The organism is Halosimplex halobium, assembly GCF_051414055.1.
GTDB lineage: Archaea > Halobacteriota > Halobacteria > Halobacteriales > Haloarculaceae > Halosimplex > Halosimplex halobium.
Window position 1 is genome coordinate 181,054 of sequence record NZ_JBLKNX010000009.1, and the last position, 14,262, is coordinate 195,315.

The following is a 14,262-nucleotide window of genomic DNA, read 5'->3' on the forward strand; positions in this document are numbered from 1 at the left end:
TGGGGCCCCTGGGGCCGGTGAGGGGCCGCGGTCCGCGGCCCGTGCGGCGTCCCGGTTCGGCACCTGTGGCATTTATTACGGACGGGGGGAATAGACCCGGTGGGCTTTCATGGTGGAACGACTGACGAAACAGGTCGAGAAGGAGGAACGGGACCTGCAGATCCTGGAGGCGGTGATCGAGTCGGGACCGATCGGGATCGTCCGGCTGGCCGAGGAGACGGACGTGCCCGAGCACAAGGTGCGCTACTCGCTGCGGATGCTGGAGGACGACGGGCTGATCGAGCCGACGCCGAACGGCGCGATCCCCGCCGACGGCCTCGGCGAGCGCGTCGACGAGATGAACGACGGGATCGACGACCTGGTCGCGCGGCTCGAAGACCTCAAGGACATCTTCTGACTGGCTCGCGGCAGCGTTTAGTGGGCGGGCGGCGTGGGCTCGGACGAGATGAAAGCAGTCATCCCGGCGGCCGGGCGGGGGACGCGGCTCCGGCCGCGCACCGAGGACCGCCCGAAACCGCTCGTCGCGGTCGGCGACCGGCCGCTGCTGTCCCACGGGCTCGACGCGCTGGCCGAACTGGGTGTCACGGAGTTCGTGATCGTCGTCGGCTACCGAAAGGAAGCGATCATCGACCACTACGGCGACGAGTTCGACGGCGTCCCGATCACGTACGTCCACCAGCGTGAGCCGAAGGGGCTGGCCGACGCGGTCCTGCGGGCCGAGACGGAGGTCGACGAGGATTTCCTGGTGTTCAACGCCGACAACGTGATGACGGGGAACCTCGACGAGGTGGTCGAGCGCCAGCGGACCGACGGTGTGGACGCGACGCTGCTCGTCGACGAGGTCTCCCGGGACGAGGCGGCCGACACGGGCGTGTTCGTCACCGACGACGACGGCCGCCTCGACGCGGTCGTCGAGAAGCCGTCGAACCCCCCGTCGACGCAGGTGTTGACGGGGCTGTTCGCCTTCTCGCCGGACGTCTTCCACGCCTGCCACCTCGTCCAGCCCTCCGAGCGCGGCGAGTACGAACTGACCGACGCGATCGACCTCTTCCTGCGGGCCGGCCGCCGCGTCGAGACCGTCACCTTCGACGGCCAGCGGGTCAACGTCAACACGCCCGAAGACCGCGACCGGGCCGAGCGGCTCGTCCGGGAGTAGCAGTCACTCTCCCCCGGTCGCGAGTCTCGACCCCGGTAGGCCGTCGCTACTGTCGGCAGCGGGTGCTGGCGGGCGGCTCCCCGCGATCCGGAGACGACCGACGGGTATGTCAAACAGAATTTGAGATTGACCAACCTTCATGAGGGGTTCGTCCGTTCCCCGACGTGCATGGTGGACAGAGCCGACTCGACCAGGACGACCACGGTGCTGTACGTGATCGTCGTGGTCGTCGCCGTCCTGATTGGCACCGTACTCGCGCCGGTCGTCTGGAGCGCAACCCAGTCGTCCGGGGGCGACTCGGGGGAGCCGACCGTATCGGTCGTCACGCTGCGGGCCGGGACAGACGCCGGCCCGGTGAACGACCTCAAGGAGGACCTCCGGCAGGCGAGAACCAACGACTCCGTCGAGGCGGTCGTGTTGCGGATCGACAGCCCCGGCGGCGCCGTCGCGTCGAGCGAGGAGTTCTACCTGGCGGTCAACCGGACCGCCGCCCAGATGCCGGTCGTCGCCTACGTCGAGGGGACGGCCGCCTCGGGCGGCTACTTCGGGATCGCGCCCGCCGACCACATCTTCGTCAAGCCCAGCTCGATGGTCGGCTCGATCGGCGTCATCGTCAGCGCGCCGCTGAGCACAGTCGAGCAGGCCGAGGCCCAGAGCAAGACCTATCTCCGGACCGGGCCCGACAAGGCGACGACGGAGAAAGACCAGCTGCGCGAGCAGATGGAGACGCTCCACAACGCCTTCGTCGACACGATCGTGAAACACCGCGGCGAGAACCTGTCGCTGAGCCGTAGCGAGGTCGCCCACGGCGAGGCGTACATCGGCCCGACCGCGGTCCGGAACGGCTTCGCCGACGAGATGGGCGACCTCAACTCGGCCATCGAGTTCGCGGCGACCCGGGCCGACGGCATCGACGGCGACCAGTACAACGTCGACTACAACGAGCCCGTCAGCCCCTCCGGCGGCGCGATCGTCCTCTCGAAGGACGTCGAGCGCGTCGACGGGAACGTCGTCTACGTGGACGGCGCCGGGGAGCAGGATACGCAGTTCCAGGAACCCTACCAGTTCCACGCGGTCTGGGGCGTCCCGGTCACCGAGGACGCACAGGAGGTGAACGATGAGAGCGAGTGAGATACTCAAGCCGCTCGGCGTGTTCGTCGTCGTGATCGCGGTCATCCTCGCGGGCACGGCGCTGGTCGGGACCCTCGGCGGGTCCGGGCCGGCGGGCCCGTCCGACGGCGAGGAGATCGAGGGACAGGCCCCCGGCCAGTTCGCGCCGGAGAACGTGCTCGCGACCAGCGCGCCCGAGGACGGCGAGATCTCGCTCGATAGCTCCGGCGAGAGCAAGCGGATCCTCGTCGACAGCGGCCACAGCAACCGCTACTCGCAGTCTGACCTGGCCCCGCTCGTCGAGGCGCTCGCGCAGGCGGGCCACGAGGTCGACTTTTCACCGGATGTGCCGGGCGACGACGGCGGGTTCGGCGAGAGCAGCTACAACGCGACGCTGCGGGCGTACGACGCCGTGCTGATCATCCAGCCGACCGCCTCCTTCTCCGACGGCGAGATCGCCGGGCTGGAGGCCTACGCCGACGGCGGCGGCCGGATCGCGGTGCTCGCCGAGCCGCCGCAGCTGTCCGTCGGCAGCGGCCTGGCAGCGTCGATCTCCGAGGTCCGGTTCGGCGCGCAGGAGCTGACCCAGACGTTCGGGCTCCGGATGGGCACCGAAGGGCTCTACAACATCGAGGACAGCGGCAACGACAACAACTACGAGAGCATCATCGCCAGCCCCGACGGCTCGAGCGCGCTGACGGAGGGCGTCTCAAACGTCACGTTCGACTCGGCCGGCTACGTCGTCCGGACCGGCGACGCCCCGGAGATCCGGATGCGCGCCCTCTCGGGCACGCGGACGCTCGAACGCCGGCAGGCCGGACAGTACCCCGTCGCGGCCCAGAACGGCAACTTCGTGATGGTCGCCGACACCTCGTTCCTCAAGTCCTCGGAGCTGTACGACCTCGACAACGAGCGGTTCGCCGAAAACATCCTGGAGTTCCTCGTCTCCGGCGACAAGGACGAGGACGTGCCCCGGGGAGGTGGCGGGAGCGGTGACGGCGGCTTCGGTGGCGACGGCGGCGACACCACGCCGATCACCCCGTCACCCTGACCCGGGCACCTCCACGGCCCGACCCTTCTTTCGCTCGGGAAAATACGACGGGAAACAGCTACGGGCCGTTATACGCTGAACAGGCGCAATACCACGGCCTTCAGGCCGTGGATACGCGCCGTCACTTGTGCTCACAGTCCACCGTTCAAACGCCGTCCCCGAGTTTCCCATAGTGACGTTTAACTTACAGGATTCCCTACTGAGGAGGAGGAATCGGTCGGAACGGAGCGGATTCCGAACCGTCCTTCGGAGGTGGCCTGTCCACCCATCTAATGAGACAGTATCCGAAAGGGCAGTCGGTGAACACACATGCTAGAAGCGTGTGCCCGTGCCGACTGCTCAAAGCAAACCAGACGATACCCCCAAGTCCGGTGACGCCTGCCGGCGTCCCCGTGGCAAAAACAACACCGGGACGCCGTACACGGTCGAGGAGAGCGGTAACGGCGGCTTGGCACCGCCAGCAGTCCACCAGTCCGATACCGTGGGACTACCCGTGCCCGAACGGGCTGGGAGTCCGGTGATTGGGCTGCGAACCTGAAACTCCCACCGCTCGGGATTCCTCCGCGTTCACGCGGAGGAGGATGTCAATTTGAGTCCATCGCTGCATATAGGAGCGGAGGATTCCCGCAGCGCGCCCCCAGCGCGCGAGGAACTCTCCGCTGGAAAAAGTGGTATGCATGCTTGTTCTAACAGACGATTCACTGTCTAGTGAAAGAATCGGTGGAAACGATTCTACGACACGCTCTGTCGTGGATGATCGCTCTTTCTCATGTCCGTTGGACGCTCACGCGTCGTAGGAGTGGCTTTCGAGCGTCTCCAGATCCACGGAATCCAACACTGCCTCGTTAGTTGCTTCGAGAACTACGGGTGGGACGGTCGTCTCCGGGAGACGTTTGGCTTGCGTGGCTTCAAGCGCCTCGATCCACCGTCCGAGACAGAGACACCAGCGATCACCGGGGTCAAGCCCGGGAAACTCCAACTCCGGACGCGGCGTCACAAGGTCGTTGCCCTGCTCTTTGCTGAACGACAGGAATTCGTCGGTCATGACCGCACAGAGCTCGTGTCTGCCTCGATCGTTGGGATGAGTTCCACAGCAGCCATCGCGGGCGAAGCCTGTCTTCGGTTCAGTGCTACAGGTGGCAAGTTCCTCGCCAAGGACATTTCGTTCGGGCATAGTGATAGAGGGCGATCCATCGTGAAAAGCCCCCCGTCTATGATTGTTTCTATGATCCATCTAGGTAGAGGCGGATAGTCGAAATCCACAGTTTGGGCATTCGAGCCGGTTCTGGCCACTATCAGAAAGAACGTTCCAATCGCCTTCAATAGGGCTTTCGTGCCCACATGACGAACAAAAGAGGACTGCTTTCCGCGTAGATCCGCTCACCCGCTCGACACCTCGTCTGCTGCTTCGAGAATCTCCGGGTACCGGTTCCGTATCGTAACCTCACTCACGCTCGCGATCTCGGCTAGCTCGGGTTGGATAACGTCTTGATTCGTGAGTTTCGCAGCCGCATACAGCGCTGCTGCGGCGATCCCGACAGGATTTCGCCCACTGTGAACACCCGCTTCGACCGCGGCTTGAGTCAATTCCCGACTTCGACGTTCCGTTTCATCGGGACACCCCAGCTGGGAAGCGAACCTGGCAATGTATGCTTCGGGATCCGTCGGGGCCATTTCGAGCTCCAGTTCATCTGCCAGATATCGATAGGCGCGCTCGATTTCGAGCTTATCCACACGACTCACAGCAGCAACTTCATCGAGTGTCCGGGGTGCGTTCTCCAGGCGTGACCCGGCGTAGAGGGCTGCTGTCGCCATTCCCTCGATCGACCGGCCACGGATCAGGTCCTCTTCCAGTGCCTGCCGGTACAACACACTCGTCGTTTCCCTGATCGGATCGGGACATCCAAGCGCCGAGGCCATCCGATTGATCTCTCCCAGCGCATGCTTTAGATTCCGTTCTCGGTCGTTTTTCGTCCGGAACCGCTCGTCCCATTTCCGAAGACGTCGCATTCTCTTTCGCTGACGGGACGAGAGCGACCGTCCATACGCGTCTTCATCTCGCCAGTCGATGACCGTCGACAGGCCGCGGTCGTGTAATTGCTGGGTTTGAGGGGCTCCGACCCGCGACTTGTCATCCTTTTCGCGCGAATCGAACGCACGCCATTCGGGCCCGTGGTCAATCTGGTCTGATTCGAGTACGCGACCACAGTCTTGACAGTGGGTTTCGGCTTGTGCCTCGTCGTGGACGATACGTCCACTGCACTCGGGACACGTTTTGACCGCTGGTTCGTTCTGCTCTTCTTCGGCCGTCTCGCCGTGTTCCTCGGGACGGCTCTCTTCGCGAACCCCTTGCGTACTAAACGGATCAGTCACGTTCAGTTCCCCCAGCGACAGAGCGGGACCGTCGCTGTCGGCGGGACAAACGGATAGCCCAGTCTCGACAACTCCGGAATGTAGCGTATGAACCGAGGACACCGACTCTGAGCGGAGGTCGGGTACCGGAACGTTTCCTGGACTGACAAGCAGTGGATGATGATACCATACGCCGCTTTTGAGTCTGTACGATAGTAAATTTTTACATCGCAAAAATTAATTGAGGATCTAAATACTCTAAGTCGAGTTTTAGATGGTTATTTGCGTAGAACGCTACTAAAGATAGTTACGAATCAAACTTATATGGCTAGAACCTCAACGTAAATTTATGAGTTCAGACCAAGACCATCTTCAGGACACCGATACCGAAGCTCGCTTCGAATTCAAGAAGGAGGAGAAATCGGCCTTCGAGAGCGAGAAGGGATTGACCGAGGAGACGGTCAGGATCATCTCCGAGGACAAGGACGAACCGGAGTGGATGCTGGAGCGGCGCCTCCGCGCCTTGGAGCAGTTCCAGGAGATGCCGATGCCAACTGACTGGCCCGGCCAGCCTGACCTCTCTGAAGTCGACATCGACGAAATCGTCCCCTACATTCGCCCGGACATCGAGACGCGCGGCGGCGCCGAGGAGTGGGAGGACCTCCCCGAGGAGATCCAGGACACCTTCGACAAACTCGGCATCCCTGAGGCCGAGAAGAACGCCCTGTCGGGCGTCGGCGCCCAGTACGAGTCCGAAATCGTCTACCAGAACATGCAAGAGCGCTGGGAGGAGAAGGGCGTCATCTTCTGTGACATGGACAAGGCCGTCCAGGAACACGAAGACATCGTCAAGGAGTACTTCATGACCAAGGCCGTGCCGCCGAGCGACAACAAGTTCGCGGCGCTCCACGGCGCGATCTGGTCGGGCGGGTCGTTCGTCTACGTCCCCGAGGACACGAACGTCGACATGCCCGTCCAGGCGTACTTCCGGATGAACTCCGAGGGGATGGGCCAGTTCGAGCACACCCTCATCGTCGCCGAGGAGAACTCCGAAGTTCACTACATCGAGGGCTGTTCCGCGCCGAAGTACTCGGCGTTCAATCTGCACAGCGGTGGCGTCGAGGTGTTCGTCAAGGAGAACGCCCACGTGCAGTACTCGACGGTGCAGAACTGGTCGAAGAACACCTACAACCTCAACACCAAACGCGCCATCGCCGAGGAGAACGCCACGATGGAGTGGGTGTCGGGGTCGATGGGCTCGAAGGCCACGATGCTGTACCCGTCGACCATCCTCAAGGGTCCCGGCGCGACGGACAACCACATCACCATCGCCATGGCTGGCGAAGGACAGAACATCGACACCGGCGCGAAGGTCTACCACAACGCGCCCGACACGAAGTCGACTATCGAGTCCAAGTCCATCTCGAAAGACGGCGGCCGCACCAACTACCGCGGGCTGGTCCACATCGCCGACGGCGCCGAGGGTTCGAAGACCAACGTCGAGTGTGACGCCCTGATGTTCGACAACGAGTCGACCAGCGACACGATGCCGTACATGGAGATTCAGGAGAGCAAGGTCGACGTCGCCCACGAGGCCACAGTCGGGAAGATCGGCGACGAGGACGTCTTCTACCTCGAATCGCGTGGGCTGGACGACGACGACGCCAAGCAGATGATCGTCGCCGGCTTCATCGAACCGCTCACGGAGGAACTGCCCATCGAGTACGCGGTCGAGATGAACCGGCTCATCGAACTCGAAATGGAGGGGTCGCTCGGGTAGTGACCAGGTCGGCTGATCGCTAAACAACTAGAGGATATCTCAATGGCTATCGATCCGAATTTCGAGAACACCCACGAGGAAGTTGACCGCCACGAGGACCACCGGGTATGGACGACAGATGGCGAGGAACCAACGGAGAACGAACAGGGCATCCACGGAACCCACGTCGCAGTGGATTTCGACATCTGTATCGCGGACGGGGCCTGTCTGGAGGACTGCCCGGTCGACGTATTCGAGTGGACCGATACCCCTGGCCACCCCGAGTCCGAAATCAAGGCCGATCCCACCTACGAGGACCAGTGCATCGACTGTATGCTCTGTGTCGATGTCTGCCCTGTCGACGCCATCGACGTTGACCCGGGGCGAGCGGGGAGGCTCTGAACTCGGGGTGGCTGAGCGCTGACGATGATTCTGACATTACAGTGTTACCGGTGCGGGGCCGACTACGAGTACGTTGGCACCTCGCCACATCCAGGCCAGTGCCAGGCGTGTGGCTCGCCGTGTGTTCCCCCTGCAGGGAGTCTCAGCGTCCTCAACAGCGCTCACTGGGAGAGCGCAAACGGCCTCTCGAAAGTCTGGGTGTATGCGCTCGACGAACGGGATCGCCCGTTCGAATTCGAGGTCGCCGCACAGGGCAACCGTGGAAAGTTAGTGGCACTGCGAGTCGACGGTATATCAGTTGCTCCACAAATAGACGAGACACTCGAAACGCTTCCCCCGGCAGTGGAAACCGAACTCGCTGAGGCAGGAATTGAACGAGTAGATCCCAATACACCCAAACAATCGAAGTGACGACAGGCAATCACTTGAGCGACTGGTGACCGGAAATGAGAAACAATGCGCCGGCGAATCCGGCTGTCAAGATCGTGAAGGTAGAGAGGATAACAACATGAGTTCAGACGTCAGATTCACCGACTTCAAGTCCGACAAGCAACCCACCTGGTGTCCCGGTTGCGGTGATTTCGGGACGATGAACGGGATGATGAAAGCGCTCGCGAACACGGGCAATGACCCGGATAACACGTTCGTCGTCGCCGGTATCGGCTGTTCGGGAAAGATTGGCACCTACATGCACAGCTACGCGCTCCACGGTGTCCACGGTCGAGCGCTTCCTGTCGGCATCGGCACGAAGCTAGCAAACCCAAACCTGGAGGTCATGGTCGCCGGTGGTGACGGTGACGGGTACTCGATCGGCGCGGGTCACTTCATCCACGCCGTCCGCCGCAACGTCGACATGAGCTACGTCGTGATGGACAACCGCATCTACGGGCTGACGAAAGGCCAAGCCTCGCCGACATCGCGTGAGGACTTCGAGACGTCGACGACGCCCGAGGGGCCGAAACAGCCGCCGGTCAACCCACTCGCGCTCGCGCTGGCTGCCGGCGGGACGTTCATTGCCCAGTCGTTCAGTTCAGACAGCCAGCGCCACACCGAGATCGTCCAGCAGGCGGTCGAACACGAGGGCTTCGGCTTCGTCAACGTCTACTCACCGTGTGTCACGTTCAACGACGTGGACACCTACGACTACTTCAGAGACTCCATCGTCGACTTACAGGAAAGCGACCACGACCCCACCGACTACGACGATGCCAAAGATGCCATTCTCGACGCCGACAAAGAGTATCAGGGCATCATTTACCGAGACGAGAACTCCATCCCCTGGGAACAGCGCGAAGGACTCACCGAGAACATGGCCGACATCCCTGACGGCGCTCCGGACGACGCGATGGACCTCGTCCGGGAGTTCTACTGAGCGATGACAGATACTGACATGTCGGTTCACCGTTCGCCCGCTGTCCCAACCGGTGTGGTGTCGAACTATCGTGGTGCGCGGACGCTCTGATCAGCAGTGCAGGTGTTCTGAATCACGTAGACGACGACACTCTCCGATCCGGAAATGGATGCCTTTCGTATCGATAACGCCATGCCAGACTGCAGCACCCGCGGAGAGCACGTTTCGGATCGGTTCATACGAGTGTTTGGCGATGAGTCAGGCGTAGTGTACGCGTGTCCTGCTTGTTCAGCGAATGCTGGCATCGGAGAAGCGACACGCGAGCGGAGCGACCAGATATAATGCAACTCAGTAGCGCAGGGGGCGAGAGCGCAACGATATCACTACCGATGTATTCGTGGCGACTACTTTCTTATTCCCCCTCCAAATCATACGGATTATTGCAAGCGTTTACCGGTTCGACCGCACGCAGTCGTGCGGTCGATCCCGGAATGACTTGCAATAATCCGTATCAAAGGGACCCTGCCCCGCGCTTACTCTTCAAATCCGAAGATCTGGCGCAATTCATCTTCGATCCGATCGACGAATTCAGTGAGAAGGGCATCAAAGGTCTCCTCGTCGCCGGGCAAGGTCTGTTTCCGCTCTTCAATATCGTCAGGTAAGGTGATACGGAATTGTCCATCGCCCTCGTAGACCGGTTCACTCTCGTTGAGCACCTGTCGGTCGATGGCGCGAAGAACCTCTGAGTCGGCCTGTCCGTGGAGTTGCTGGTACGCATTCGAGTATGCCGTCTCCAGTTCTTCGAAGTAATGGACGTATTTCTCTTCGAATTTCTCCGGGTCGAATTCGGTCATCACTGGACCAACGGGCGGAAGAAATAAAAGATTCAGTGGCTTGACCTGGCAGGGACTACTTCTCTTCCCCCGACCACTTGAGAGTCGGGAATATTGGGGGATAAGTGTTGTACAGAGTTTATCACGGAGGCGTATCCCCTCGCCTCATTTCTTTTTCAAGTCATATTGACCCAGCGAGAGACTGCACCAATCATACCGCTTATGATATCACTTTGGACCAATTCAAAAAATCATGTTGATTCAGAGTTATACGGCCAGAGTCGAAACAGGGGGTATGAGTTCCGAAGCGAAAAGTGAGGAGGACCTGCGCGAGGAAATCGGGACGTTCCTACAGAAGAACTTCCCACAGATCGAAATGCACGGGGGATCGGCAGCGATCCAGAACCTTGACCGGGAAAGCGGCGAGGTATCCATCCAACTCGGGGGTGCGTGCAGCGGGTGCGGTATCTCCCCGATGACGATCCAGGCCATCAAGAAACGGATGGTGAACGAGATCGCCGAAATAGAGACCGTCCACGCTAATACCGGCGGTGGTGGTGGGAGTGGCCACGGCGGCGAGAGCCCGTCGTTCCCTGGAGAAACAACCGACAGCGGAGAAAGCGGCGGAGGCGACGATGGTCCCCCGACCGCACCCTTCTAGAAGTTCTTTTCAGCAGTCCAGAATCCGGGATTCTTCTTCAGGGAACTCCGCACCTCGAGCAGGGCGTTGGTCACTGTCGCTGTAATTGGTCGAATAGCCCCTCAAAAAGCGTCTGTTGCGCGTTTCGCAGATGATAGGAGAAGGTCGATTGGGTCAGTGAGAGCGCGTCGGCGATCTCGGTTGCCGTACTTCGTCGCGGTGAGTGGAAGTACCCACCGTACATCGCCGCTCGCAGGACCTGTTGTTGCCGGTCCGTGAGTTCGGTTTCGAAGATGTCTCTCAGCATCCGACCGACTGCGAGTGCATTCGACTTCGCAGCGGGAGTGTATTCACGTTTTGAGACCATCGTCGTTTCCGGGAACGACTCCTGGACACGTGTCACGAGCGAACCAATATCGGTGCCGAGTGGCAATTCACAGACGACCTCGGCCCGGCCGTCAGTGACCGTATCCGTCGTGACGACTGCACCCTCTGTGAGCAGTGACTGTGCCAGGGACTGCCGGCGCAGTCCGATTTCGACTTCTCCACCAGGCGGATCCTCGGTGTGACGGATCTGTCGCAACTGGGCTGCCCAATCTCCGTTCTCCGCGATATCACTGAAGGCATCCAACGGAGCATCCCGAACGGACGCATAGTGAACACACATTTCATCCGAGGCCGGAATCGTGTCCGTGACCTCGATCGTACAGTCCAGTTGTTCGGAAGCGGAGACGAAAAACGACGCCGAGTCAGTGCTCTCGAACGTGAGTTCGACCACTGTGTCGGCGTGGAGAACGCGCTCGGTCACAAGCGAGTGAAGAACCTGCCCGATCCGACCGCCGAACGTTGTCAGGAGCGTCTGCTCGCGGCTACCGAACGCATTGCCACGGTCTGTATACAGGACGAGCAGACCGTAGACGCGACCCCGATGCTGAAGCGGAACGATAGCTCCGCCCTGGAACCCCCGGTCCAGTGTGTCTACTCGCCACCGCTCGAACCGTGAGTCGGTTTGGTTCCTCGTAACGACCTGTGTCTCGCCTGTTTCGACAGCGGCTTCTGCCGGAGCGACCTCTGTCTGCGATTGTATCGGGAGGGGTACCGACTCGGCGGCAGCGACGGCCCCCGACCCCTCCTGGAGATCCGATTCGGTTGGTACCGTGCCCGGGGTGTGCTCACTGATCCGTGCGTACTGGTATTCCCGCGTGTCCGTCAGCAACTCACAGATGTCCTGTTTGGTCTCCCCGTCAGCGGTTGCGCTGTTGAGAATCTCGTTCACTGGCTGGAACGTCTCGATGAGCTGTTCGAGACGTTTGAGAACGGTGATATCTTCCAGTGCAACGATGATCTGCTCGATGGATCCGTCCTCCCTCTTGACGGGAGCAACGTTACTCGACAGCCACCGTTCGGAGCCGTCCAGGAGTGTGATTCCGTGGGTGAACCCCGTAATAGTCTCGCCGGTTTCGCAGACACGCGTGATCGGATGGTCTTCGCGTGGGATCGGATCGCCCGCCTCGTCCCAGATATCCCAGTCGGGGTGGTCGTACCCCTTTCGATCCATCTTGTGTCTGGACAGACCGAGTAACTCTTCGGCACGGGTGTTTGCGCGATCGATATCCCCCTCGGCGTCGAGAAGGACGATTCCAACAGGTGTCGTTTCCAGAACGTGACCCAGTTCTCGTTCGGCTACCTTCGTGTCGGTAATTTCTGAGAAGACGACGATGACGCCGTCGTCGCTCGGATGGACGCTGGCTTCGACCCACTGTTCTTGCTGGGACTGATAACGCTCGAAGGACCTCGGTGACTGTGTCTCGATGGCCGTTTGGATCTTCTTCTCGGCGACTGTGTCGGCTACCTCGGGAAAGACGTCCAGAATGCACTCTCCGTACAGTTCGTCGCTGTCCCGGCCGAGGAGCCGTTCGGCCTGTCGATTCACGTAGGTGTAGTTGAGGTCACCGTCAAGCACGACGACACCGTCTGACACGCGCTTCAAACTGTCTATCTTCCACCGCTCGATCCCGTCTTTGATGACCGAGACGAGCGCCTCGACCAGTTCTCGCTCGGTTCCGGTCCACGCCCGCCGGCCCGTGCTGGGTCGCTGACCCGTGCAGACGACTGTCATCGAGACAGTCGTCCCGGTGCGTGTGCGAGTCTCCGCTGTCAGGGCGTCAGTAGTCGGATGGAACCCGTCAGTTTCGAACACGTCGTCGCCCACCCGAACCCTGGCCTCGATCGTTTGCGAACACCGGAACCACTGTGGGAGTTCAGAGACGTACGTCCGAATACTGTCGTCGACACCGTCGGGCAGGCCGACGAAGAGTTCACTCGCCCGTTTGAGTGCGTTGAGCGCATTCGTCCGTTCCTGGAGTGTTCTCTCGGCCGTCTCTCCGAGTTCATCGCTTTCGTCCGCTATGTCGGCCCTTTCTGGTGTGCGCCCGTCAGCTTCGAAAAAGTCGTTCCACGCAACAGAATCGGCTTCGACGGAGTCGGAGCGATTCGACTGGTCACCCCCTTCATCACCCTCCAGCCGATTCTGTTCGTTCATTCTATACCAGAGTTGTTCCCATAGATATTAAGAGCGCCGTTCAATCATCACATTGGTAGAACATTCAGATCGGCCGACAAAATTAGGTGTTAGCCAGCTTTCTGTGTCGAGATTTCAATTTCGGTATCGTGTCTCGCCTGAGAAGTTTACAGACCGGACATCGTACGGCGATTGAGAACTCGTATGTCCGAGTAAGGTGACCGATGACGTGATCGACAAGCGCCTGATCGTACGTCCAACTCCCGTAGAACGTATTCTCGTCGTGTTCGTGGGCGAGCAAGGCAGTTTTCTGAGTGTCGTCGCCACCGCCGTCGAAGGCCACGAACCACGTCTCGGCGATCTCGTCCGCCGAGACCGCGTGAACGTGACTGGAACCGAGATCAGGCGGCGTGGCGTCGGGGACGCCGTAGGCGTGGACCGAGACGCCTCGACGAGCGAGGTCAGCGTAAATCGACCGCTGTTCTGCGATGACTGAACATCGCTGGAAACCCGTGTGAATCGAACCCTGGCCGACCCGACGGGCACGGTCCTCGATCTCCCGGGACGCATAGAGCAACTGTTGGGTGTCGTAGGATGTGAAGGTGGTTTCCTTGAGATGACGGAGGACACTCGCGTATTCTCTGTCGGCAATGCCGAGGTCGCCGGCTCCTGTCGGAACGTCTTTGAGTAGCCCCCTCAGAGTCGACACATCGACGACAGCGAGGACTTCGGTCGCGTTGCTGAGGACTGCGACTTCTTCTGGTTTACCCGATACCGTCCTATCGACGGTAATTCGCACGTTCTGTGTCTCAAAAAACGCCCCGAGTTCCTCGTGTATTCCGTCGGTCGGATCGACGTTGAGCAGACGGAGTTCCTTCTCGCGGTGTCTGATGTACTCGATACTGTCCCGCAGGTCGACCAACGCAGCCGAATCTGCACCCATCTACGTACCCGGGAGACACACTTTGATCGGCTGCGTTGAATCGCCAGATGGCGTCGGAGTAGTCCGCTAAATCAAAGGAGTTGAAGCGGGAGACTCCGGTTGTCCATGACCCAAATCTCCCGCTTCATTGGGGAAGTTGTCCCG

15 protein-coding genes are annotated in these 14,262 nt (G+C 60.7%); 9 read left to right on the top strand and 6 right to left on the bottom strand.

The window, feature by feature from the left end; translation table 11 throughout:
- Positions 1–109: 109 nt before the first annotated feature.
- From ACMGFG_RS11275 to ACMGFG_RS11290, 4 genes are all read left to right on the top strand, one after another.
- A complete protein-coding gene (locus ACMGFG_RS11275) occupies positions 110–397 on the top strand; it encodes a winged helix-turn-helix transcriptional regulator (protein ID WP_436930428.1) in 288 nt (95 codons plus the stop codon).
- Positions 398–445: 48 nt separating this feature from the next.
- Complete coding sequence (locus ACMGFG_RS11280; RefSeq protein WP_436930429.1) at positions 446–1,156, top strand: sugar phosphate nucleotidyltransferase; 711 nt, start codon at positions 446–448, stop codon at positions 1,154–1,156.
- Positions 1,157–1,324: 168 nt separating this feature from the next.
- On the top strand, positions 1,325–2,287 hold the full coding sequence (locus ACMGFG_RS11285) for a S49 family peptidase (protein WP_436930430.1): 963 nt from the start codon (positions 1,325–1,327) through the stop codon (positions 2,285–2,287).
- Entirely contained in the window at positions 2,274–3,317 is a 1,044-nt protein-coding gene (locus ACMGFG_RS11290; RefSeq protein WP_436930431.1) for a DUF4350 domain-containing protein, read from the top strand. Before ACMGFG_RS11285 ends, ACMGFG_RS11290 begins: the two co-directional genes overlap by 14 nt.
- Before the next feature lie 784 nt (positions 3,318–4,101).
- Here ACMGFG_RS11290 and ACMGFG_RS11295 read toward each other — a convergent pair.
- Genes ACMGFG_RS11295 through ACMGFG_RS11300 form a run of 3 tightly spaced genes read right to left on the bottom strand, consistent with a single transcriptional unit; the run spans position 4,102 to position 5,690 of the window.
- Positions 4,102–4,491 carry a DUF2237 family protein gene (locus ACMGFG_RS11295; protein ID WP_436930432.1) on the bottom strand — a complete coding sequence of 130 codons (390 nt, stop codon included), beginning with the start codon at positions 4,489–4,491 and terminating at the stop codon, positions 4,102–4,104.
- 60 nt (positions 4,492–4,551) lie between these two features.
- Positions 4,552–4,701, bottom strand: a complete 150-nt coding sequence (locus ACMGFG_RS24270; protein WP_495849351.1) for a DUF8106 domain-containing protein — start codon at positions 4,699–4,701, stop codon at positions 4,552–4,554.
- Positions 4,698–5,690, bottom strand: coding sequence for a transcription initiation factor IIB (locus ACMGFG_RS11300; RefSeq protein WP_436930433.1), 993 nt, complete (start codon positions 5,688–5,690; stop codon positions 4,698–4,700). Before ACMGFG_RS11300 ends, ACMGFG_RS24270 begins: the two co-directional genes overlap by 4 nt.
- 328 nt (positions 5,691–6,018) lie before the next feature.
- Between ACMGFG_RS11300 and sufB the strand changes: the two genes are divergently transcribed.
- The 4 genes from sufB (at position 6,019) to ACMGFG_RS11320 (ending at position 9,523) form a co-directional block, all read left to right on the top strand.
- The gene (sufB, locus tag ACMGFG_RS11305; protein WP_436930434.1) at positions 6,019–7,449 is read left to right on the top strand and encodes a Fe-S cluster assembly protein SufB; all 1,431 of its coding nucleotides are present in this window, start codon (positions 6,019–6,021) and stop codon (positions 7,447–7,449) included.
- A 42-nt stretch (positions 7,450–7,491) separates the two neighbouring features.
- A complete protein-coding gene (locus ACMGFG_RS11310) occupies positions 7,492–7,830 on the top strand; it encodes a 4Fe-4S dicluster domain-containing protein (protein ID WP_436930435.1) in 339 nt (112 codons plus the stop codon).
- A 508-nt stretch (positions 7,831–8,338) separates the two neighbouring features.
- Positions 8,339–9,202: a 2-oxoacid:ferredoxin oxidoreductase subunit beta gene (locus ACMGFG_RS11315; RefSeq protein ID WP_436930436.1), complete on the top strand. Its 864-nt coding sequence runs from the start codon at positions 8,339–8,341 to the stop codon at positions 9,200–9,202.
- A 171-nt stretch (positions 9,203–9,373) separates the two neighbouring features.
- Positions 9,374–9,523 carry a DUF7563 family protein gene (locus ACMGFG_RS11320; RefSeq protein WP_436930437.1) on the top strand — a complete coding sequence of 50 codons (150 nt, stop codon included), beginning with the start codon at positions 9,374–9,376 and terminating at the stop codon, positions 9,521–9,523.
- 191 nt (positions 9,524–9,714) lie between these two features.
- Here ACMGFG_RS11320 and ACMGFG_RS11325 read toward each other — a convergent pair whose 3' ends face one another.
- Complete coding sequence (locus tag ACMGFG_RS11325) at positions 9,715–10,035, bottom strand: DUF5783 family protein (RefSeq protein WP_436930438.1); 321 nt, start codon at positions 10,033–10,035, stop codon at positions 9,715–9,717.
- Between the two features lie 274 nt (positions 10,036–10,309).
- Here ACMGFG_RS11325 and ACMGFG_RS11330 point away from each other — a divergent pair, with 274 nt between their 5' ends.
- A complete protein-coding gene (locus ACMGFG_RS11330; protein WP_436930439.1) occupies positions 10,310–10,675 on the top strand; it encodes a NifU family protein in 366 nt (121 codons plus the stop codon).
- A gap of 70 nt (positions 10,676–10,745) precedes the next feature.
- On the opposite strand, the gene ACMGFG_RS11335 is transcribed toward ACMGFG_RS11330, so the two are convergent.
- Both ACMGFG_RS11335 and ACMGFG_RS11340 read right to left on the bottom strand, forming a co-directional pair.
- A complete protein-coding gene (locus tag ACMGFG_RS11335) occupies positions 10,746–13,196 on the bottom strand; it encodes a PAS domain-containing protein (RefSeq protein WP_436930440.1) in 2,451 nt (816 codons plus the stop codon).
- A gap of 82 nt (positions 13,197–13,278) precedes the next feature.
- Positions 13,279–14,118: a DICT sensory domain-containing protein gene (locus tag ACMGFG_RS11340; RefSeq protein WP_436930441.1), complete on the bottom strand. Its 840-nt coding sequence runs from the start codon at positions 14,116–14,118 to the stop codon at positions 13,279–13,281.
- Positions 14,119–14,262 lie beyond the last annotated feature (144 nt).